Origin of the sequence: Actinomadura alba (assembly GCF_014323705.1) — a bacterium.
In the GTDB taxonomy this organism is placed as follows: Bacteria; Actinomycetota; Actinomycetes; order Streptosporangiales; family Streptosporangiaceae; genus Actinomadura_C; species Actinomadura_C alba.
On sequence record NZ_JABVEC010000064.1, the window covers coordinates 1 to 20,094 of the forward strand.

Here is a 20,094-nt window from a genome sequence, read left to right on the forward strand (position 1 = left end):
CGGCGCCGCGCGGCATCCGTCACGTCGTCGTGGAGCCCGGCGCGAGCCCGCGCAGCCAGCGGCGCACGCAGGGAAACCGGTCGAATCGGTATCCCGGTTCGCGCGATCATCGTCTGATGGACAGGGGAACGTTGGTCTTCGGGCACCGTCTGGACGTTCTATCCAGATGATGTACTATGCGTCCATAGTGGTGATGACCTGGCGCGCTGCGGCGAAACAAGACGGCCTGAACCGTGACCGCCTGAACTGAGACGGCCTGAACTGAGACGGTCTGAACCATAGACGGAGGGGTGCCATGGCGGCCCATGACCGGGACGCGATCCTGGCGGCACTGACACCCGTCGTGCCCGGTATCGCCGCCACGATGGGCGGCTTCTGTGAAGTGGTCCTGCACGACTTCCGCAGGCCCGAGCACTCCGTGGTGGCCATCGCCGGGGACGTCACCGGTCGTACGGTGGGCGGTTCCATGAGCGAGATCGGCATGGGCGTCCTCGCGGAGGGCGACGAGGCCGCGGACCGGCTGAACTACGTGACCAGGACTGCGGACGGCAAGCTGGTCAAGTCCTCGACGATGGTGCTCCGGGACGCCGACGGCGCCGTGTTCGGCGCCCTGTGCGTCAACCTCGACATCACCGCGATCAAGCAGGTGCACGACCTCGTCGGAGACCTCGCGGGCGTCGAGCACGACACCGCGGTGCCGCTGACGACGTTCACCGAGGACATCGACACGGTGGTCGACGCCGTCGTCGACGCCCAGCAGCTCCGCCTGGGCAGATCCTGGTCGGCGCTCGGGCGCGACGAGCGCCTCGGGCTCTTCCGCGCCCTGGACGACAAGGGCGTCTTCGCGTTGCGCCGGGCCGTCCCCCAGGTCGCCGCCCGGCTGGGCATCTCGCGCGCTTCGGCCTACAGCCACCTCGCGGACGCCCGGGCGCAGCCCGAGCGCGCCCCCGGCGGCACCTCGTACGACCATGACCAGCAGGGAGAACAGCCTCGATGAGCATCACCCCCGTCACTCTCGACGACGTTCGCGACGCGGCCGGGCAGATCAAGGGCGTGGCGCACCACACGCCCGTGCTACGTTCCCGGACCCTCGACGAACTGGTCGGCGCGGAGGTCTTCCTGAAGTGCGAGAACTACCAGCGCATCGGCGCCTTCAAGTTCCGCGGGGCCTACAACCTCATCTCCAGACTGTCTCCGGACCAGCTCGAGCGCGGCGTCGCCGCCTACTCCTCGGGCAACCACGCACAGGCCGTCGCGCTGGCGGCGCGTGAGCTGGGCAGCACCGCGGTCATCCTCATGCCCGAGGACGCCCCGAAGAGCAAGCTCGACGCCACCGCCGGTTACGGCGCTGAGATCGTGGCCTATGACCGCTACACCGGCGACCGCGTCGCCATCGGCGAGCGGCTGGCCGCCGACCGAGGGCTCGCCCTCGTCCCGCCGTACGAGCACCCGCACATCATCGCCGGGCAGGGCACCGCCGCGTTGGAGCTCATCGAAGAGGTCGGTCCGCTCGACGCGCTGCTCACTCCGGTGGGCGGCGGCGGCCTCATGGCGGGCAGCGCCACGGCGGCGACCGGCCTCGTCCCCGGTATCCGCATGATCGGAGTCGAGACGGAGAACGGCGACGACACAAGACGCTCCCTGGAGGCCGGTGTCCGCGTGAGCATTCCCGTTCCCCGCACCATCGCGGACGGGCTCGCGGCGGAGATTCCCGGCGAGCTCACGTTCTCCATCAACCAGAAGCTGCTCGACGGCATCGTCGTCGTCAGTGAAGACGCCATCCGCGACGCGATGAGGTTCGCCTTCGAGCGGCTGAAGACGGTGATCGAGCCCAGTGGCGCGGTAGGTCTCGCCGCGCTGCTCACCGGGGCGGTGCCCGATCTGCCGGCCCGCGTCGGCGTCATCATCTCCGGCGGTAACGTCGGACCGGCCCGGTTCAGTGAGCTTCTGGCGCACTGACCGACCGCGCCGGGGAGCACGGCAGGTCCACCGGCCGCTGACCCGGTGGCTACGGTCAGGCCGCCTGCAGCGGCGGGTCCAGCGGCGGCTCGCGCTCCTCGAGGACGCGTCCGTCGGGTCCGATCGCCGTGGTCGTGCCGTCGGGGTTGAGCCGTACCTCCCAGCCCCAGGAGTGGACGGCGATGAGGTGGTGCATCGAGCACAGCGTGAGCAGGTTCCCCAACCGCGTGGGCCCGCCCCGGGACCTCGGGATGATGTGGTGGACCTGGGACAGGTGCGCGGGGTGGTCGCATCCCGGAAAGCGGCAGTGTCGATCTCTGCGCCGGACCAGCCGCTCCAGGGACGCGGGTACGGATCTGTCGTCCGGGCCGGCGTCGAGCACGACGCTCGGGCCCGCCAGTGGCGCTTCCAGAAGCCCGGTGCGTAAGTATGACGCCAGGCCACCGGGGCCGGACAGCACCTGGACGGCCCACCGCAGCATGCTGCGCCGCAGACGCGCCAGAGTCTCGGCCGAAAGGTGACGACCGCGATGGCAGCGCCCTTCGGCACCGCCGCACAGGGTGGCGTCGCAGTTCCGGGCGGGCCGGCCGCCGGCACCGGTGCACGCGGTCTCACCATTCTGGGCGGCGTGACCATGGGCGGCGCTGCGGGTCGTGTCGGCGTCGTGGGCCGCGCATCCGGTGGCGTCGGCGTTCCGGGCGGCACATCCGGCAGCATCGTCGCCTCTGGCGGCGGGGTTGCCGTCGACGCAAGCGTCGCACTCTGACAGCCCCATCGTGTCCAGCCATTCCATCGTCATCGATGTCAGGGCGTCCTCGTCGACGGTGCCCAGCACGATGGAACTGGCCACGGAGTCACAGGCCAGGCCGGCCGCGAGGCCGTCGCTGATCGGCCCGACCCCGGTGAGCACGGCGCCTCTGGAGAACCCCGGCAGCTCGGGCGGTTCCGGCCGACCCGCTGTGGCGCTCTGCCCGCCCGGGCCGGCGAACGCGGCTGGGAGCCAGCCGGCCGACCGGTTCGTCGATGAGGAGTTGGCGGACGGTGTCGCCGGTCAGGCGCCGGCGGGCCAGCGCCGCCTCCTGCCGTTCGACCCACTCGTCCTCGAGTCGGCTGGAATCAGGAAGGCTTCGGAGGTCCGCCAGTCCGATCTCAATCTTGAGATGCGGCTTGGCGCCACCCCGCTCGGGCATCAGATCCGATTCCACCAACCGTCGCATCGCGTCGGCGAAGGCGTCATGGCGGCGCTGGCGTTCGGTGCGAGCGTCCTCGGGACCCTTCTTGACCGCCAAAGCTTCGATGACGGTCTCGGCCAGCGCGGTCGCCTCGGCGGTCAGGTCACCGTTGATCCGCCCGACTCCACCCAACGTCTTGGACAACGTCAATCCACGATCGGCCATGCGCTGAGCCTCGTCGCGTTCGGTGCCGCCGGGCCGCAGTCTTCGCAGCGCGACGGTGGCGATCGTGACGAGATCCTCGATCGGCGCGTCCGAGACCGCGGCCTCGACCAGGATCTGCTCGACGGCGTCCTGGTCCTCGGGGTAGAAGGCCGACACCGCGTCACGGATCCACTGGCCGTACGACACCGTGATCGCGCCGTCGGCCAGCGCCCGCCGGACATGGGGACCACCGCGGATCCGCCTCGCCGCGCCCGCCTGCCGCCGCGCCGCGGCGGCCGTGCACCGGGTGAACTTCGCGAGCCACGCGCTTGTCGACCTCTGCCCGTCCGCACGCGGGCCTCCGCCCGCATGGAAGGCTCCCAGCAGGTCCGCGTGTGCGGCCGCCCCCTTGGCCTCGGCGCGCGACCACGATCGCAAGCATTCCGCCTGTACGGTGACCGGCAATCCGGCCAGATCCTCGTGGTTGAGAAAGTCGAAGGCGGCCTCGACCATCGCCAAGGCCTCCACCGCGCTCGATGGCGGTGGCACCGGCGACGGACTGGACACCACGGAGGACCTCCGACTTCACCCTGAGTGATCACATGACCGCGAACAGTCATAATCTATCGCACGTATGTTCGAGAGGCAAGCCGTGATGTCGAGGGGTCGGAGCTCACTCGCCTTCGAGGTAGCGACGCCCCAACCCCAGCGCGGCACCGGTGCGTGCCGCACCGGGTGGGCGCCCGGCCGGGAGTTCGCGAGTGCGAGGCGGGTGCCCCACTCGATGTAGCCCGCGAACGCCGCCCGGAACTCGGGATCGCCGGGCAGGCCGGTCTCGTCGGCCGCGTCCATCAGCAGGTCGACCCACAGACGGAGGGTCCCGTCACTCCTCGGCGCCGTTCTCGGTACCCACGCCGCCGATGACATGGAAGTCCCGGTCGAGATTGACCTCGACCTCGCTGCCGTCCGGACGGGTGATCTCGACCTCGTAGGTGCCGTCCTCCTCCACCTCGGTCTCGGTGATCTTGCCTCCGCCGGCATGCTGCAGAGCGACCGCCGACGCCCTCTCGAGCGCCTTACCTGTGATGGGCGTGTCGAGGTCCTCACCACCGCCCGCCGTGGTCGCGCCGCTCGCCCCGATGACCGCGAGTGCGATGGTGCCAAGGATGATCGGTTTGTTCTCGCGCTTCATGTCGGCTCCTTCCGCTCTTCCTCGACCGCGAGTGCGGAACCGCGCTCTTCTTGTCCCATGCCCGGCGGGCCGGCACGGAGGGGGCGGATGCCGCTGAACGGCCGCTGAACGGTACGAGACACCGCGGCGTCCGCCGCGCCTGGTGAGGGACACGAGGCCCACGCCCTCGGCGGGCGCGGGCCGTACCAGCCCGCCGTCAGGCGTCGCGGCGCCTGAGCACCGCGTAGCCCCCGGCCAGCGCCGCCACCGCCCACACCGCGAGGATCAGTAGCCCGACGATCGGCGGGTAGGGGTCGGTGGCCCCGCGCAAAAAGCGCGCCCCGGCCACGCCGGGCAGGGCATCGCTGATCCGTTCGAAGAACGTGATATTGCTGTTCTGAAGGCTCGCCGGGATGATCGTCAGAAACAGGAACACGCTGGTCAGCGTGCCCACCGCACTTCGAAGCGCCGTCCCCACGCCCAGCGTGAACATACAGATCAGCGCCAGATAGAGGCCGATGGTGAGCAGGTCGCGCGCGGTGCCGGCGAACGAGAACGATCTCCAGCGGCCCAGGATCGCCGCCCCGACGGCCGCGCCGACCGCGCCCATCAGAACACCGGCCCCGAAGGTGACGCAGGCGACGACCGCCGTCTTCGCCATCAGCATCCAGGCTCGTCGTGGCATCCACTGCAACGTCGCACGGATCGTTCCGGCCGAGTACTCCACCGTGATCGCCAGCATCGCCAACGCGATCACCGCGAACTGCGCGAGATCGATCGCCTGGATCGCGATCTCACTCGCCGCCACGATCCCCTTGTCATCCGTCGGATCGGTGTTGGTATTGGTGTCGGTGGTGTAGATGCCCAGCTGCGCTGCGGTCGCCGCCATCAGCAGTAGCGCCGTCAGCAGGCTCCACCAGGTGGAGCGCACCGACCACGTCTTGGTCCATTCGGCGGCCATCGCACCAGGCAGCCCACCGTTGTCGAACGACCTCCGGCGCGAGGCCGGTACGGAGGGAAGGGACGGTGTGGTGGCGGAAGGGGAGATCATCAGGCCTCCTCGCGTTCGGCGGCTCACGTGCGGCCTCCGCCCGGGGCGGCGTATTCGACGCTGTCGGCGGTCAGTTCCATGTAGGCCTGCTCCAGCGAGGCCTTGCGCGCGGTGAGCTCGTGCAGCGGGACTCCCTCCTCGTGGGCGAGTTCGCCGACCCGCTCCACCGGCACGTCCGTCACGATCAGCTCGCCGGGAGACGGCTGCTCGGCGTGGCCGGCGGTGAGCCGATCCCGTAGCCGCGACAGTGCGGCCGGGTGCGGGCTGCGGACCTTCACGGTGTTCCGCGAGCTGCTCGCCAGCACTTCGGCGATGGGCGCGTCGGCCAGCAGCCTGCCCTTTCCGATGATCACCAGTCGGTCGGCGGTCTGCTGCATCTCGCTCATCAGGTGGCTGGAGACGAAGACCGTACGGCCCTCGGCGGCCAGTGAGCGCATCAGCTCACGTACCCACCGCACGCCGTCGGGGTCCAGCCCGTTGACGGGTTCGTCGAACATCAGCACCCGGGGGTCGCCGAGCAGCGCCCCCGCGATGCCCAGCCGCTGTCCCATGCCCAGCGAGAACGTCCCCGTACGCTTGCCGGCCACCTCGCTCAGACCGACGGTGTCCAGCACCGTCTCGACCCTGGCGCCGGGGATCCCGTTGCTGCGCGCCATCGCCTTGAGGTGGCTGCGCGCGCACCGGCCCGGGTGCGCCGCCTTGGCGTCCAGCAGCGCGCCCACCTCGCGCAGCGGGTGCGGCAGAGTCGCGTACGGGCGGCCGCCGATCAGCGCGGTGCCCGACGTCGGCCGGTCCAGCCCCAGGATCATCCGCATCGTGGTGGACTTGCCCGCCCCGTTCGGGCCGAGGAAGCCTGTCACCTTGCCCGATTCGACCCGCAGCGACAGGTCCCGCACGGCGGTCGTCTCGCCGTAGCGCTTCGTCAGCCCAGTCAAAAGGATCATTGGCTCTCCGTTCGTGTCACCCACGAAACGTAAGGACCGGTGGATCCTCCCGGCAGTGGCCGAACGGTGCCCGTCACCCCTGACTTTCGTCAGCCGGCTGTCCCCGCCGTCAAACCGCAGGTCCGTCAGGGGCCGTTGTCACGTGCCTTCGACGTACGGGGGAGCGACGCCCCAACCCCAGCGCGGCACGGGTGCCTGTTGGACCGGATCGGCATCCCGCTGGGAGTTGGCCACGGCCAGGCGGGTGCCCCACTCGATGTAGCCGACGAAGGCCGCCCGGAACTCCGGGTCATCGGGCAGACCGGTCTCGTCGGCCGCATCGAGCAGCAGGTTCACCCACCGGCGGCGCTGCGACTCGGTGATGGCCTTGCCGAGATGCTGCGTGAGCATGTGGTGGTAGCCGCCGCGTTCCTCGGTGTAACGGGGCCGCCCGCCGAAGACCTCGCCTAGCCACATCGCCACGTATCTCGGATGGTCGCGGTCCATGCCCGCGAAGAGCGGCCCGACGACGTCGTCCTCGAGGACATGCCGGTAGAAGGCCTCGGTGAGGCGCTCGAACACCTCCGCGCCGCCGGCCCAGTCGTACAGGGTGGGCACCGAACTCCCTTGGCCCGCGACCGGCGTGTGTTCGTAGTGCCGCATCTCCTCGATCTGCTCGACATATGGCTTGATCTCGGCGAAGAACTCGCGGAAGTTCGCGCTGCCGCGAAATCCCGTCAGGTGGTCCTCGGCGGATGTCCAGACGATGCGCAGGACGTACGCTTCCGGATCTTCTACACAGCGGTTCAGGTCGTACTCGACGCACTGCGGAGCACGGGCGAGTGGCACTGCGGCGCGTGCGTACGCCGCCTCGTACTCTTCACTTCGCTCTACGGGGACGCGGTAGCGGATGTACTCAACGATCATGAACCCACCAAACCCGGATCTCGTTTCCGCGATCGTACTGTAATGATGTAATCCTATTTGCGAACGCTCGTACTACGGTGTGGTTCGCCGGTGCGCGGTCGCGGCGGATCAGGCCCGAGCGTCCGGGGCCAGCTCGTCGCGCACCCGTGAGTACACCCGCAGTGCGTTGCCGCCGAGCACCAGTGAGACGGTCTCGTCGTCCAGGCCGAGGTCGGCGAGCTGCGACCGGCCGAACCGGCACGGTCGCCGACCGCCACTGGCGCGATCTTGCGGAGGACGCCTGAGCCGGTTCGGACGTACGATCCAGCGGACAGGGCCTTGCCGCCCGTGCGATCAGCGGACGTACGGCCGGTGGAGGCGATGGGACCGACCCGAGGAGTACCGTGACACAGCCCGACGAGCACCAGGCCGGCTTCGAGAAGCTGCTGGGCATGGAGCACATCGAGCTCACCGCCGACCGCGTCGAGCTCGCCTGTGAGATCACGCCGGACCTGCTCCAGCCGTACGGGATCGCGCACGGCGGCCTGCACTGCTCGCTCGTCGAAACGGCGGCCAGCTACGGCGCCGCGATCTGGTTCCACGGGCGGGGACACGTAGTCGGTGTGGCCAACCACACGAACTTCCTGCGGGCCGCGCGGACCGGCCGCCTGAAGGTCGTCGCCGTCCCCATCCACCGCGGGCGCACCCAGCAGCTCTGGCAGGTGGACATCACCGACGACACCGGCCGCGCCGTCGCCCGCGGCGAGGTGCGCCTGGCCAACATCGCCTCCGCCGACTCCCTCGGCCACGACACCGGCGCGGCAGACCGGGCCTGAGCGCCCGCGCCCCGGTGCGGCCACCGAAGATCAAGCCGGTGTAGGCGGAGTCGAGCACCATCGCCTTGCCGACGGGAACGGCGGGAAGTCCGCGTGCTGGTGCGGGAACCAGCGCCGGCGCCGACGCGGGCGCACGCCGATGTCGCGTCGCCGTCGCGTGCACTGGACAAGTTCAGTAGGGTGCCCGAGGTGTTTCGGCTCCATGGCAAGAGGTGACCGGTTTGACCACGTCGATCACGTCGGAGAACCAATCCGCGATACGGCGCTGGCTGCTCGACGGGCTGCGCCGGCCCGACCGTAAGGCGGCCGGGCCCGAGCACGAGCAGGCACCCGAGAAGCAGCACCCGTGGTGGCAGGTCATGTGCCTCACCGGGGTGGACTACTTCTCCACCCTGGGCTACCAGCCGGGCATCGCCGCGCTGGCGGCGGGCGCGCTCAGCCCGATCGCGACGCTCCTGCTCGTGGCGCTGACCCTCTTTGGCGCGCTGCCGGTCTACCGAGCGGTCGCGGCGCAGAGCCCGCACGGCCTCGGGTCGCTCTCGATGCTGGAGAGCCTGCTGGCCGGCTGGCGCGGGAAGCTGTTGGTGCTCTTCCTGCTCGGCTTCGTCGCCACCGCGTTCATCGTGACCATCACGCTCTCGGCGGCCGACGCCACCGCCCACATGCTGCACAACCCGTTCTTCCCCGAGTCCCTGGGCGGCTGGCAGGTACCGCTCACGCTGATCCTGATCGCCGCGCTCGGGGCGGTGTTCCTGGTCGGGTTCAGCGAGGCGATCTCGATCGCGGTCGTGCTGGTGGGCGTCTACCTGGTGCTCAACGTGGTCGTGGTGGCGACCGCACTGGAGCACGCGCTCACCGAGCCCGACCTGGTGGCGAACTGGCAGAACGCCCTGACGGTGGACTACTCCAGCCCGATCGCGATGATCGCCGTCTCGCTCTTCGTCATGCCCAAGCTCGCGCTGGGCCTGTCCGGATTCGAGACGGGCGTCGCGGTGATGCCCCTCGTCAAGGGCGACCTGTCGGCGCGCATCAGGGGAGCGCAGCGGCTCCTCACCACGGCCGCGTTGATCATGAGCGTCTTCCTGATCACCTCGAGCTTCGCCACCACGGTCCTGATCCCCGAGCGGGAGTTCGAAGAGGGCGGGAAGGCGAACGGCCGTGCCCTCGCGTACATCGCCCACGAGTACCTCGGTGACTGGTTCGGCACCGCGTACGACATCAGCACCATCGCGATCCTCTGGTTCGCGGGGGCGTCGGCGATGGCGGGCCTGCTCAACATCGTGCCCCGCTATCTGCCGCGGTACGGGATGGCGCCCGACTGGTCGCGTGCGTCACGGCCCATGACGCTGGTCTTCACCGCCGTGTCGTTCGCGATCACCGTGTTCTTCGGAGCCGAGGTCGAGGCGCAGGGCGGCGCCTACGCCACGGGCGTGCTGGCGCTGATCCTGTCGGCGGCGGTCGCGGTGACCCTGGCGGCCTGGAAGAGCGGCCGGCGCCGCGCGGCGCTTCCGTTCGGCGTCGTCGCGCTCGTGCTCGCCTACGCGATGGTCGCGAACGTCATCGAGCGCCCCGACGGCCTGGTCATCGCGTTCATCTTCGTCATCGGCATCGTCGTGACCTCGCTGCTCTCCCGCGCCACCCGATCGACCGAGCTCCGGGTCACGGGTGTCACGATGGACGAGGCCGCCGCTCGTTTCCTCGACGAGGCGGGCGAGATCCGGTTCATCTCCAACGAGCCGGACGAGCGCGACCGCAGGGAGTACGTCGACAAGGCCCGCGAGGCGTGGGAGCTGCACCGGATCCGCGGCGACGAGCAGGTTCTCTTCCTCGAGGTGACGGTGCCCGATGCCTCGGAGTTCGAGGCCGAGCTCAAGGTGGCCGGGGAAGAGTCGCACGGCTTCCGGATCCTGCGGGTCGACAGCCCGAGCATTCCGAACGCCATCGCGGCCATCCTGCTGCACGTTCGTGACGAGACCGGCGAACTGCCACATGTCTACTTCCACTGGGCCGAGGGCAACCCCATCGGCGCGCTGCTCCGCTACCTGGTCTTCGGCGGTGGTGACATCCCGCCGCTGACCCGGGAGATCCTCCGTCAGGCCGAGCCGGACGTCGAACGCCGTCCGCTCGTCCACGTCGGCTGACGTCCGGGGCGCACCAATGCCTTGAGAGAGTTGCGAGTCCCGACCGGATGAGGACCAAAGAGGCACAGCGCCTCGGAGGCGCCGGTAGCTGGTTCGATTCCCGTCTGAGGCACCGTTCCCTGCGTATCGGTGCGCACCCAGACTCAGTTTCTCCAGAGGCTTGACGCAGTCGGCCGCACGACGAAGCATCAGGCGGTCAGTTGCTCGCACACCGAAGGGCCACCACAATCAGGCCGACCGAGGCCTGGTGCGGGCCCGTGTCAGGGGGATGTCCAGGTGAGGGAGAGCGACTCGACGCCGTATATCCCCTCGATGCCGGCGAGCTCTGGAGGGCCGTCCAGAGCAAGGTCGGGCATTCGCGGCGCCAGGAACGTCAGCGCCTCCTCCAGCTCAGCGCGGGCGAGATTGGCACCGAGGCAGTAGTGGGAGCCGGCGCCGAACGTCAGCGGGCGGCCGTCGCGCTCGGCGGAGATGTCGAAGTCCTCACCCGTGGGGGACTCGCGATTGGCCCGTTCAGCGCAGATGGCGACGATCGTGCCGGCGGGGAAGACGACGCCCCGGTGTTCGACCTGCTCGACGCAGATCCGGGCCGTGAACGGGGTGATCGGCTCGTATCGCAGCACCTCTTCGACGGCGCACCCGGCGAGCCCGGGGTCCCGGGCCAGCAGCGCCCACTGGGCCGGATGTTCGGCGAAGAGGCGTAGGGCGTGCGCGAGCTGGGCCTGGGTGGTGTCGATCCCGCCCGAGAGCACGTTGAGTACGAGGTTGACGCACTCGGCGTGCGACAGCCGGTCGCCGTCGTCCTCGGCGGCGAGCAGAGCACTCAGCAGATCGTCCGACAGAGCCGCCCTCCGCTTGTCGAGCAGGGTCTCGACGTACTCGTACACCTCGTCGGCCGCACGCTCGATGCGTGGAAGGTCGTTCGACAGCGACCGGATGTCGAACTGCCGCTGCACCCAGTTCGACCATTCGTGCAGTTTCGGCGCGTCGTCCAGCGGGGCGCCGAGGACCGCGGCGATGGTGAGCGATGGGTACGGCCTGGCGACCGCTCCGACGAACTCGCACGAGGTGGCGGCGGGGTCCCAGAGGCGGTCGAGGAACTCTCGCATCGACGGCCGCCACCAGTCCGCCGCGCGTGGGGTGAACGCGGGGCCGACCAGCCTGCGCAACCGGCGATGACGGTCGCCGGTCTGGTTGAGGATATTGGCGTCGATGTGTTCCCACAGCGGCCCGGAGGCGATGCCGAAGATCTCGGCGATCTCGCGGCCGGGGAACGCGGTCGCCCGGGACCGCAGGAAGAACTCGCCGGCCTCCCGGTCCAGCACGACGTACGACAGCGGGCCCTGCGCCAGCCAGCCCTGCTCGGCGACCTCGGCGAGCCGCCCGTGGTACGACTCCGGGGTGAGATCGGGCGCGGAGTAGTCGAAGACCGGGAGCTCCAGCTCTGTCACGATCGTCACAGGTCCTCCAAGGGCCATGGCCACGAGGCCCCGGGCAGGGGAAGACCCCGCGACGGGTGACTCCAACGGTCCGAGGCCGCCCCACGAACCGTACCGCCACTGATCGACCCTGCATACCGGTCAGTAGGTCGCGATCCCGGCGCGACCGATGTTGTCCGCTGCTGTCGGTGGCCGGGGCGGCGCCCGGTTCGGCGGATCTCTGACGACGGCCCTCTCGCGCACTCGCCGCTCCGGCGTGGCCCTCGCGCGAAGGGCTTTCATCCCGTTTCGGGAACGTCCTCACGGTGGGTGAACAGGGCGAGGAGCCCCTCGATGCGGTGGCCGGCCTCGGCCGGGTGCCGGAACCGCCGGCTGGGGTCGATGGTGTAGTGGTTGCGGCGGCCGACGCGGACGCGGGTCAGATATCCGGCAGCTTCGAGATCGGTGACGATCGCCTGGGCGGCCCGCTCGGTGATCCCGGCACGGGTGGCCATGTCCCGCAGCCGGATCTGCGGATTGCGGGCGATCTCCAGGAGTACGCGGGCATGGTTGGTCAAGAACGTCCAGCGACGGACCTCGCGGTCCTGATCGAGAGTGCCCATCGTCCTGTTCTTCCGATCTGGGTCGTATCCGGGCGGCGATCTGGTCAGGGTATCCAGACCATCTTATGACGAATCTCAATTCCGGTATTTCTTGACGGGTGACGTTGCCGCGAGCATGCTCGGAGCATGCGGCAGAACACCAGACCCGCACCGGCAGGGGCCCGCGGAGTTCGAGGTGACCGCGGTCGGCGCGTACGGCTCAGGCGGAGGCGGAGGCGGGCGAGCGTGTTGTACGAGGACGGGCATCTGCGAATCACCCAGGCGGTCCGGCCCGAGCTGCTGCTGGTGCGTGGCGAGATCGACATCACCAATAGTGCCGCGGTGGCCCAGGTGCTCGCCGAGACCCGGGAACGGTTCGGGCGGGTGCTCGTCGACACGAGTGAACTGACGTTCGTCGACGTGTCCGGTTGGCGGGTGCTGACCGCGCTCCATGTCGAGCCGCCGGACCGCCGACCACAGCTGACCAGCATCGCGCCGTGCCTGGGGCGCATGAGCAGGTTGATGACCGACCTGGGACCCTGATGACCGGCGCGGGCGGCCGGCCAGGTGGAACCCGTCCTCCTGGATCACCGGGTTCGCCAAACGGCTGCCGCTCGCCGACGACGTGGACGGCGCCATCGCCGCCGGCGGCGGCCACCTGATATATGGGCCCCCTACTCGGGCGGGGCGGAGAACGGGGTGAGTGGTGAGGGCCGAGGCCATGCGCATGCCCGCTTGGTGATGGCGCGCGTACATCCCGTGTTCGGTCGCCGTGCGGAGGGCATGACGAAGGTGACTGATCGTGACAACCGCGGGAGGGCGGCATGGCGAAGCAACCGGGCTCGATGGACGAGGGTGACGTGGTCGATCTGCTGATCCGGCAGCATGAGGAGATCCGTACCCTGTTCGCCGAGGTGACGGTGTCCAAGGGGGACAAGCGCAGAGAGACGTTCGACAGGTTGCGGCGGTTGCTGGCCGTGCACGAGACGGCCGAAGAGGAGATCGTGCATCCCAACGCGCGCCGGATCATCCAGGATGGTGACCGGGTGGTCAATGAACGGCTGGCGGAGGAGAACCTGTCCAAGCGGATGCTGAGCGAACTCGAGCGTATCGGCACGGACTCTCCGGAGTTCGCGAGGAAGCTGGAGCAACTGCGGCAGGCCGTCGAGAGTCACGCGGAGTCCGAAGAACGCGAGGAGTTCCCCGCGCTGCGCAGGAACAGCAGCCCGGAGCGGTTGCGGGTCATGAAGACGGCCGTGAAGGTGGCCGAGGCGCTCGCGCCGACCCATCCGCACCCCGGAGTCGAATCGACCGGTGCGAATCTGCTGGCGGGGCCGTTCCTGGCGGTGATGGACCGCACGCGAGACGTGATGCGCAAGGCGGTGAAGCGCACCTGAGACGGTCATCCGAGTCATCCGCGTCATCCCGGCCGGCCCGGCGTCGAGGTCTTCTTCAGGTCGTACGGGTGATCGGTCGCGGGCGTGGTCGCCCGGGCGCCTTCGGCCGCGTCGCCGGCGTCGTCGGCGTTGCGGTCGGTCCGTCCGGGCCCGGCCTCGCCACCCGGGCGTACGTGCCGGAGCGCCGACGCGGCGAGCGCCGCGAGAACGATCAAGAGGACGGTACCGACGCCGGCGGCGGTGTTCAGCCCGGCGGTGAACGCTTCACGGGCGCCGCCGAGCAGTTCCCCGGCAGGTCCGGCGGGCAGCCTTTCCGCCGCGGACGTGGCCGCCGTGATGCTCTCCCGGGCCGCCACGGCTGCTTCGGGCGGCACGTTCGCGGGGATCGATTCGGTGATCTGGTCGCGGTAGACGGCGGTGCCGACGCTGCCCAGGACGGCGATGCCCAGGGCGATGCCGAAATGATTGCCGGTCTCCGAGATCGACGCCGCCGACCCTGCCTTCTCGGCCGGAGCCGAACCGACCACCAGGTCTGTGCCCAGTGCCCCCATCGGACCGGCCCCCAGGAAGACGAGCACGAATCCGCCGACCAGGAGCGGCAGCCCGCCGTCGGCGTCGATCTGGGCGATCAGCAGGTATCCGAGCGCCGAGACGGAGAGCCCGCACGCGATGACGTTCGCGGGGCGTACCCGCCGCGTCAGGCCCGGAGCGGCCATGGAGCCGATGACGATCGCGATGGCCGAGGGCACCAGCCACAGGCCCGCGCGCAACGGCGAGAGTCCCACGACCACCTGTAGATACAGGCTGACCAGCAGATACATTCCGCCCAAGGTGAGCGAGCCGAGCACCAGGATGAGCAGTGTGGCGCCGAAGGCGCGGTCACCGAAGAGGCGCAGGTCCAGCAGCGGGCTGGACAGTCTGCGCTGGCGGATGACGAAGGCGGCGGCGGCGGCCACGCCGGCCGCGATGCCGAGCGCGGGGAGCGGCTTCGCGCCGTCTTGGGCCAGTTCCTTGAGGCCGTAGATGATCGGCAGGGTGGCGGCCAGGGACAGCACGACGCTGGGCGGGTCGAGCCGCCCGGCCCCGGGATCCCGGTACTCGGGAAGCAGCACCGGTCCCAGCGCCAGGAGCAGGACCATGACCGGCGCACCCATCAGGAACACCGAGCCCCACCAGAAGGTCTCCAGCAACGCCCCGCCGACGACCGGGCCGATCGCACTGCCGACCATCAGGCAGCTGAACCACACCGCGATGGCGACCCCGCGCTGCTTGACGTCCTGGAACATGTTGCCGATCAGCGCCAGGGTGGAGGGCATCAGCGTGGCCCCGGCGATCCCCATCACCGCCCGGGCGATGATCAGCATCTCGGCGCTGGTGGAGTAGGCGGCCAGCACCGTGGCGGCACCGAACGCGCTCGCGCCGGTCAGCAACAGCCGGCGACGGCCGATGCGATCGCCGAGCGTGCCCATCGTGACCAGGAACCCGGCGAGCATGAACCCGTAGATGTCCAGGATCCACAATGCCTGGGTGCCGTCGGCCCCGAGGTCCGCGCTCAGCCGCGGCAGTGCCAGATACAACACGCTCTGATCCAGTGCCAGCAGCAGCGTGGGGATGGCGAGCACCCCCAGGCCGATCCACTCCCGTCTACCAGCGCCCAGTGCGGCGTCAGAAGTCACCTTCTCGCTCCTCGTCGTCTCGTCTCGTCTCGTCGTTTCCACGACTGTTGAGACGGCTGAGCGAGTCGAGAGGAATCGCCGTCAGAGTGTCGGCGGCAGGCCGAACGCGGGGAAGAGAGCGGAGGCGAAGGCGGTGATCTCCACCACCTTCGCGTCCTCGATCCGCAGCACGTCGAGCGTCATGGGCCGGTACTCGGATCCGGCCGGATCGCGGAGGTAGATCGCGGCCGCCGGCTGCAGATTGGCCCTGGTCGGCAGGGTCCGCAGGTGCCCGACATAGCCGGGAGACCCGGGATCGAGGATTTCCGCCAGCAGGGTCGCGATCGCCTCGCGGCCCTCGTAGCGATCCGGGTAGGGGGGCATCGTCACTCGCGCGTCCTCGCTCAGCAGCCCGGCGATTGCGGTGGCATCGGCTCGTTCGTGGGCGTCCATGTAGCGCTGGAGGAGTACGCGCTCCTCCTCGGTCGGATCCGCCGACGGCGCCCAGTCGGCCCGGCGCTGCGGGAGGTGCCGCTTCAGCTCCGGCCGGGCCCGCTGCAGGGCGCTCTTCACCGCGGCGACGCTCATCTCGAGTGCCGCCGCCGTCTCCTTGGCGGGCCAGCCGAGCACGTCCCGGAGGATCAGCACGGCCCGCTGCCTGGGTGAGAGGTGCTGGATGGCGACGAGGAAGGCCAGCTCGATCGTCTCCTTGGCCACCACGGCCGCGTCCGGCTCGGCGGCACTCGGCGCGATCGGCTCCAGCAGCCGGTCCGGGTAGGGCTGCAGCCACGCGATCTCGGGCGGGGGAGGCGCGGCGGCGTCCGGGTCGGCGGCCGGCGCGACGCCACGCGCCCGCTGATCGCGCAGACGGTGCGCGAGCGCGTCCAGGCAGGCGTTCGTCGCGATCCGGTACAGCCACGCGCGGAACGTGGAGTTGCCTTGGAAGCTCTCGCGCTTGCGCCACGCGCGCAGGAACGTCTCCTGCACGAGGTCCTCGGAGTCCTCGAGCGACCCGAGCATCCGGTAGCAGTGCACGTGCAGCTCGCGCCGGTGCCGCTCGACGAGCCCGGCGAACGCCTTCTCGTCTCCCGCCCGTACGGCCGCGACCACCTCGCTCTCAGCGGCTCGGGCCAGGGTGGCGTCATTTCTGCTCACGAAAGGTCCTCCGGCATCGTACGGTCGGTCACCCGCCGATTCGTGACCGCTCAACGTTATGACGTTCGCCGGACGGAAAAGGAATCGCGTGTTACTGCAGGTAACGGGACCCGGCGGCGTACGCCTTCCCCCAGGTCACGCGCACTCTCCGGCCGCAATTACGATGACGTACCGACGACGCAGACAGCGTAGGACGACCTGGACGGCGAGGAACGACCTGGACGGTGAAGGGCGACCTGGATGGCGACGACGGGCTCGACATGACAGAGCGATGACGCAGCGCACGGAAGACGCCACACCGCTGTCCGGGCGGACCGCGTGGGCACGCGGCCTGCGGACGCCGCTGCAGGAGTTCCTACGCACCGAGACGGGCAGCGCCGCGGTGCTGCTCGCCGCGACGCTGGCCGCGCTGATCTGGGCGAACGTCGACTCGTCGTCGTACGAGTCGCTCTGGCGGACGCAGCTGTCGGTCCGGGTGGGCGCCTGGGACGTGACGCAGGACCTGCGCCACTGGGTGAACAGCGGGCTGATGACGTTCTTCTTCTTCGTCGTCGGGCTCGAGGCGCGCCGAGAGTTCGACCTGGGGGAACTGCGGGACCGCCGGCGGATCGCGCTGCCACTCGTCGCGGGCATCGGCGGCATGCTCGTGCCGGTCGCGATCTATCTCGGCGTGAACGCCGGTGAGTCCTCGGCGCTCGGCTGGGGCGCGGCGATGTCGACCGACACCGCGTTCGCGCTCGGCATGCTGGCCCTGGTCGGATCCCGGCTTCCGGCGCGCCTGCGCGTCTACCTGCTCACGGTCACCGTCGTCGACGATCTCGTGGCGCTCGGGGTCATCACCGTCTTCTACAGTGAGCACATCAAGCCACCCGCGCTGGTGGCCGCGCTCGCCGTCTTCGGCGTGATCTTGCTGATCCGCGCCCGCGGCGTGCGCCACGGCCTTGTGTACGTGCTTCTCGGGGCGGCCGTCTGGGTGGCGCTCTTCGTCTCCGGCGTCGAACCGATCATCGTCGGCCTGGCCATGGGCCTGCTCACCTACGCGTCTCCCGCCGCGCGCGATGACCTCGAGCGCGCGACCGATCTCTTCCGCCTGTTCCGTGAACAGCCGACGCCCGAGTTCGCCCAGTCCGCCCGGGTGGGACTGGTGGCCGCGATCTCACCCAATGAACGGTTGCAGCAGCTCTACCACCCGTGGACCAGTTACCTCATCGTGCCGCTGTTCGCCCTCTCGAACGCCGGCATCGCCATCAGTGGCGCGTTCCTGTCCCGGGCCTTCACCTCGCCGATCACTCTCGGCATCCTGTTCGCCTACCTCGCGGGCAAGCCGATCGGGATCCTCGGCTCCTCGTGGCTCGTCACCAGGCTGACCCGCGGCCGGGTCCGTCCGCCGGTCGGCTGGGCCGCCATCGCGGGAGGCGGCACGATCGCCGGTATCGGCTTCACGGTGTCGCTGCTGATCGCGACGCTCGCTTTCGAGGGCACGCGGCTCGAAGAGGCCAAGTTCGGCATCCTGACCGCGGCCCTTACGGCGTCCGTGCTGGCCTGGGTCATCTTCCGCGCGACCGCCATGCTGCCGAAGCGGCTACGGATTCGAGCGCTGCTGGGCACCGCCGAGGAGATCGTCGACCTCGCCGTGCCGGTCGACCCGGACCGCGACCACATTCGCGGCCGCAGGAACGCACCAGTGACCTTGGTGGAGTACGCGGATTTCGAATGCCCCTACTGCGGCCAGGCGGAGCCGATCGTCCGTGAGCTGCTCGCCGACTTCGGCGATGTGCGCTACGTCTGGCGCCATCTCCCGCTGACCGACGTCCATCCGGGCGCCCGGCTCGCCGCGACGGCGGCCGAGGCGGCGGCGGCCCAGGGAGCGTTCTGGGAGATGCACGACCTGCTGCTCGAGCACCAGGGGGATCTCCGGCTCCGCGACCTGATCGGCTATGCCCGGCAGGCCGGACTCGACGTCGAGCGGTTCCGCGCCGACGTGCGTGACGACGTCGGCGCCGCCCGCGTCGCCGAGGACGTCGAGTCGGCGGACCTGAGCGGGGTGTCGGGCACGCCGACCTTCTTCGTCAACGGACGTCGCCACCACGGCGCCTACGACATCGCCACGCTCACGGCCGCGGTGAAATCGGCTCACATCCGCGCCGCTCTGAGCCGCTGACCACCGGCGCACGGGCTCCGGGGTCGGACCGCCCCCGCTCTCTCAGTCCGGTAGAAGACACGGAGGGCCATGGACCGCTCTCCGCCTTCTTTCAGTCTTCGCCGTGATAGGCGCGTAGTTCGCGGCGCGCCTGGTGACGGCTGCGGCGGCGTTCTTCGCGTCGGAAGTAGTACCACTCCCGGCCCCATCGCCGTAACCGAACAGGTAGTAGGCATAGGCGGTGGCGCTCCAGTAACAGCCGCTTGTGCGGTGGCTCAGGGACGCGTTGTCGGCGGTGATCTCGTCCGGCAGCGTGCACGGCCCGAACCGATGATCGTGCACGGGCAGGCAGGTCACCATCGCCGCGTCGGCCATCCGCACCCACCGGGGCCGGGTCTTGTCGGTCTTGCTCATACGGTCACCTCTCGGCTCCGTGACGCCCCGGGCTGGGGCTGTCATGGGACCGGATGCACCGTGATCACCTCCGACTTCGCGCACGATATTTATCGGGACCGAAAGCGACGCTGCCGCTCAGAGAACCTGATTCTTACGCTACCGGGAGCCGCAGGAGCACGGATGCGGGCGGCGGCACGGCCTGGGGTGCGTGGAGGTCGCCGACCTCGTCGGCGCTGAATGCGGCAGGGTGACTTGGACCCGTAGCTGCACAGCTACTCAGCGGGTCGCTGACGAACGCTCGTCAGCGATTCTACGTTTCCCGTACTGGATGACCCGGCGCACCCTCCCCACTCTGAAATGGCATGGCCGCTGGAGTCGGTCGCCGCGGCGGGCGCTGATTTCTGTGGTCGGGCTCATTGGGCGGGAGGCGGCTGCTCCGTGTAGCCGGCGGTGGTGCGGTCGGCCATGAGGCGCGCGTTCGCCTCGTTCTCGCCGGCCTCGACGTTCGCGTCTTGGCGTCGTACCAACGCTCGCATTGATGCCGCCCTCGAGCCGGTACCGACCGCCCAACCGCAGATCGCTCAAGACGGGCAGGAACCGCCACCGCCCAAGGCGCTCGGTGTCGGTGCAGGCATCCCAGACGTCTTCGAGGGATGCGTCGTAGGTCTGGCAGATGGTCACGACGCGCGCCTCGCCCGCCTCGAGTACGCGCTTGCCGACCCGCGTTCGGCGCACGCATGCTGTGCATCAGCATCCTCGCTCAGTAGCCGGTTCGTCGTGGCGCACCGGTCGGGGGGCACTGGCGCGCGGCGGCGAGCGTAACCTGCGCCGCCTGGTCGGCGTATGTTGAGAAAATTCCTATATAGCCGATTCGGCAATCGTTGCGATCAACAATGCAGGTCTATGACTTAATAAGAATGGCGTTCTGTTCGCTTATCACGGTTACATCTCGGCCATGGATTCGATAG

19 protein-coding genes and 1 pseudogene are annotated in these 20,094 nt (G+C 69.6%); 7 read left to right on the forward strand and 13 right to left on the reverse strand.

Going from position 1 to position 20,094, the window contains the following annotated elements; translation table 11 throughout:
- Positions 1 to 295: 295 nt before the first annotated feature.
- Positions 296 to 997: a helix-turn-helix transcriptional regulator gene (locus tag HKK74_RS38045; RefSeq protein ID WP_187248291.1), complete on the forward strand. Its 702-nt coding sequence runs from the start codon at positions 296 to 298 to the stop codon at positions 995 to 997.
- Positions 994 to 1,959, forward strand: coding sequence for a pyridoxal-phosphate dependent enzyme (locus HKK74_RS38050; RefSeq protein WP_187248292.1), 966 nt, complete (start codon positions 994 to 996; stop codon positions 1,957 to 1,959). The genes HKK74_RS38045 and HKK74_RS38050 overlap by 4 nt, the downstream gene beginning before the upstream one ends.
- A gap of 55 nt (positions 1,960 to 2,014) precedes the next feature.
- Here HKK74_RS38050 and HKK74_RS41755 read toward each other — a convergent pair whose 3' ends face one another.
- The 6 genes from HKK74_RS41755 to HKK74_RS38080 all read right to left on the reverse strand — a co-directional run bounded on the left by HKK74_RS41755 (position 2,015) and on the right by HKK74_RS38080 (position 7,407).
- Entirely contained in the window at positions 2,015 to 2,869 is an 855-nt protein-coding gene (locus tag HKK74_RS41755; RefSeq protein ID WP_312882188.1) for an HNH endonuclease signature motif containing protein, read from the reverse strand.
- On the reverse strand, positions 2,814 to 3,902 hold the full coding sequence (locus HKK74_RS38060) for a DUF222 domain-containing protein (protein ID WP_187248294.1): 1,089 nt from the start codon (positions 3,900 to 3,902) through the stop codon (positions 2,814 to 2,816). Before HKK74_RS38060 ends, HKK74_RS41755 begins: the two co-directional genes overlap by 56 nt.
- Positions 3,903 to 4,218: 316 nt before the next feature.
- A complete protein-coding gene (locus HKK74_RS38065) occupies positions 4,219 to 4,527 on the reverse strand; it encodes a PepSY domain-containing protein (protein WP_187248295.1) in 309 nt (102 codons plus the stop codon).
- 196 nt (positions 4,528 to 4,723) lie between these two features.
- Positions 4,724 to 5,467: an ABC transporter permease gene (locus tag HKK74_RS38070; RefSeq protein ID WP_187248296.1), complete on the reverse strand. Its 744-nt coding sequence runs from the start codon at positions 5,465 to 5,467 to the stop codon at positions 4,724 to 4,726.
- A gap of 113 nt (positions 5,468 to 5,580) precedes the next feature.
- Positions 5,581 to 6,501 (reverse strand): ABC transporter ATP-binding protein, encoded by a 921-nt coding sequence (locus HKK74_RS38075; RefSeq protein ID WP_187248297.1) that lies wholly within the window; start codon positions 6,499 to 6,501, stop codon positions 5,581 to 5,583.
- A 138-nt stretch (positions 6,502 to 6,639) separates the two neighbouring features.
- Positions 6,640 to 7,407: a group II truncated hemoglobin gene (locus tag HKK74_RS38080; RefSeq protein ID WP_187248298.1), complete on the reverse strand. Its 768-nt coding sequence runs from the start codon at positions 7,405 to 7,407 to the stop codon at positions 6,640 to 6,642.
- A 383-nt stretch (positions 7,408 to 7,790) separates the two neighbouring features.
- On the opposite strand from HKK74_RS38080, the gene HKK74_RS38085 reads away from it, so the two are divergent.
- Together HKK74_RS38085 and HKK74_RS38090 are read left to right on the forward strand one after the other, a co-directional pair.
- On the forward strand, positions 7,791 to 8,222 hold the full coding sequence (locus HKK74_RS38085; RefSeq protein ID WP_187248299.1) for a PaaI family thioesterase: 432 nt from the start codon (positions 7,791 to 7,793) through the stop codon (positions 8,220 to 8,222).
- Between the two features lie 221 nt (positions 8,223 to 8,443).
- The gene (locus HKK74_RS38090; RefSeq protein ID WP_246492405.1) at positions 8,444 to 10,363 is read left to right on the forward strand and encodes an amino acid transporter; all 1,920 of its coding nucleotides are present in this window, start codon (positions 8,444 to 8,446) and stop codon (positions 10,361 to 10,363) included.
- A gap of 260 nt (positions 10,364 to 10,623) precedes the next feature.
- On the opposite strand, the gene HKK74_RS38095 is transcribed toward HKK74_RS38090, so the two are convergent.
- Together HKK74_RS38095 and HKK74_RS38100 are read right to left on the reverse strand one after the other, a co-directional pair.
- Positions 10,624 to 11,823 carry a cytochrome P450 gene (locus tag HKK74_RS38095; RefSeq protein WP_187248300.1) on the reverse strand — a complete coding sequence of 400 codons (1,200 nt, stop codon included), beginning with the start codon at positions 11,821 to 11,823 and terminating at the stop codon, positions 10,624 to 10,626.
- 257 nt (positions 11,824 to 12,080) lie between these two features.
- The gene (locus HKK74_RS38100; protein WP_187248301.1) at positions 12,081 to 12,404 is read right to left on the reverse strand and encodes a helix-turn-helix transcriptional regulator; all 324 of its coding nucleotides are present in this window, start codon (positions 12,402 to 12,404) and stop codon (positions 12,081 to 12,083) included.
- A 225-nt stretch (positions 12,405 to 12,629) separates the two neighbouring features.
- Here HKK74_RS38100 and HKK74_RS38105 point away from each other — a divergent pair, with 225 nt between their 5' ends.
- Positions 12,630 to 12,926 (forward strand): STAS domain-containing protein, encoded by a 297-nt coding sequence (locus tag HKK74_RS38105; RefSeq protein ID WP_187248302.1) that lies wholly within the window; start codon positions 12,630 to 12,632, stop codon positions 12,924 to 12,926.
- A gap of 281 nt (positions 12,927 to 13,207) precedes the next feature.
- The gene (locus HKK74_RS38110; RefSeq protein ID WP_187248303.1) at positions 13,208 to 13,780 is read left to right on the forward strand and encodes a hemerythrin domain-containing protein; all 573 of its coding nucleotides are present in this window, start codon (positions 13,208 to 13,210) and stop codon (positions 13,778 to 13,780) included.
- Positions 13,781 to 13,803: 23 nt separating this feature from the next.
- On the opposite strand, the gene HKK74_RS38115 is transcribed toward HKK74_RS38110, so the two are convergent.
- Together HKK74_RS38115 and HKK74_RS38120 are read right to left on the reverse strand one after the other, a co-directional pair.
- Complete coding sequence (locus HKK74_RS38115; protein WP_187248304.1) at positions 13,804 to 15,456, reverse strand: MFS transporter; 1,653 nt, start codon at positions 15,454 to 15,456, stop codon at positions 13,804 to 13,806.
- 81 nt (positions 15,457 to 15,537) lie between these two features.
- Positions 15,538 to 16,590, reverse strand: coding sequence for an RNA polymerase subunit sigma-70 (locus HKK74_RS38120; protein WP_312882189.1), 1,053 nt, complete (start codon positions 16,588 to 16,590; stop codon positions 15,538 to 15,540).
- A gap of 271 nt (positions 16,591 to 16,861) precedes the next feature.
- Here HKK74_RS38120 and nhaA point away from each other — a divergent pair, with 271 nt between their 5' ends.
- A complete protein-coding gene (gene nhaA, locus HKK74_RS38125; RefSeq protein WP_187248305.1) occupies positions 16,862 to 18,751 on the forward strand; it encodes a Na+/H+ antiporter NhaA in 1,890 nt (629 codons plus the stop codon).
- 42 nt (positions 18,752 to 18,793) lie between these two features.
- On the opposite strand, the gene HKK74_RS38130 is transcribed toward nhaA, so the two are convergent.
- The 3 genes and pseudogenes from HKK74_RS38130 to HKK74_RS41760 all read right to left on the reverse strand — a co-directional run.
- On the reverse strand, positions 18,794 to 19,144 hold the full coding sequence (locus HKK74_RS38130) for a hypothetical protein (RefSeq protein ID WP_187248306.1): 351 nt from the start codon (positions 19,142 to 19,144) through the stop codon (positions 18,794 to 18,796).
- A 395-nt stretch (positions 19,145 to 19,539) separates the two neighbouring features.
- Positions 19,540 to 19,662 (reverse strand): hypothetical protein, encoded by a 123-nt coding sequence (locus HKK74_RS41210; protein ID WP_281398218.1) that lies wholly within the window; start codon positions 19,660 to 19,662, stop codon positions 19,540 to 19,542.
- Between the two features lie 25 nt (positions 19,663 to 19,687).
- Positions 19,688 to 19,861 (reverse strand): annotated as a pseudogene (locus HKK74_RS41760) (polyketide cyclase); the annotation flags it as partial.
- Between the last annotated feature and the right edge of the window lie 233 nt (positions 19,862 to 20,094).

Bases quoted from the DNA above. Each gene is read 5' to 3' on its own strand.
- HKK74_RS38045 (WP_187248291.1), top strand. From the start codon at position 296: ATGGCGGCCCATGACCGGGACGCGATCCTGGCGGCACTGACACCCGTC.
- HKK74_RS38050 (WP_187248292.1), top strand. From the start codon at position 994: ATGAGCATCACCCCCGTCACTCTCGACGACGTTCGCGACGCGGCCGGG.
- HKK74_RS38065 (WP_187248295.1), bottom strand. From the start codon at position 4,527: ATGAAGCGCGAGAACAAACCGATCATCCTTGGCACCATCGCACTCGCG.
- HKK74_RS38070 (WP_187248296.1), bottom strand. From the start codon at position 5,467: ATGGCCGCCGAATGGACCAAGACGTGGTCGGTGCGCTCCACCTGGTGG.
- HKK74_RS38075 (WP_187248297.1), bottom strand. From the start codon at position 6,501: ATGATCCTTTTGACTGGGCTGACGAAGCGCTACGGCGAGACGACCGCC.
- HKK74_RS38080 (WP_187248298.1), bottom strand. From the start codon at position 7,407: ATGATCGTTGAGTACATCCGCTACCGCGTCCCCGTAGAGCGAAGTGAA.
- HKK74_RS38100 (WP_187248301.1), bottom strand. From the start codon at position 12,404: ATGGGCACTCTCGATCAGGACCGCGAGGTCCGTCGCTGGACGTTCTTG.
- HKK74_RS38110 (WP_187248303.1), top strand. From the start codon at position 13,208: ATGGCGAAGCAACCGGGCTCGATGGACGAGGGTGACGTGGTCGATCTG.
- nhaA (WP_187248305.1), top strand. From the start codon at position 16,862: ATGACGCAGCGCACGGAAGACGCCACACCGCTGTCCGGGCGGACCGCG.
- HKK74_RS38130 (WP_187248306.1), bottom strand. From the start codon at position 19,144: ATGAGCAAGACCGACAAGACCCGGCCCCGGTGGGTGCGGATGGCCGAC.
- HKK74_RS41210 (WP_281398218.1), bottom strand. From the start codon at position 19,662: ATGCGAGCGTTGGTACGACGCCAAGACGCGAACGTCGAGGCCGGCGAG.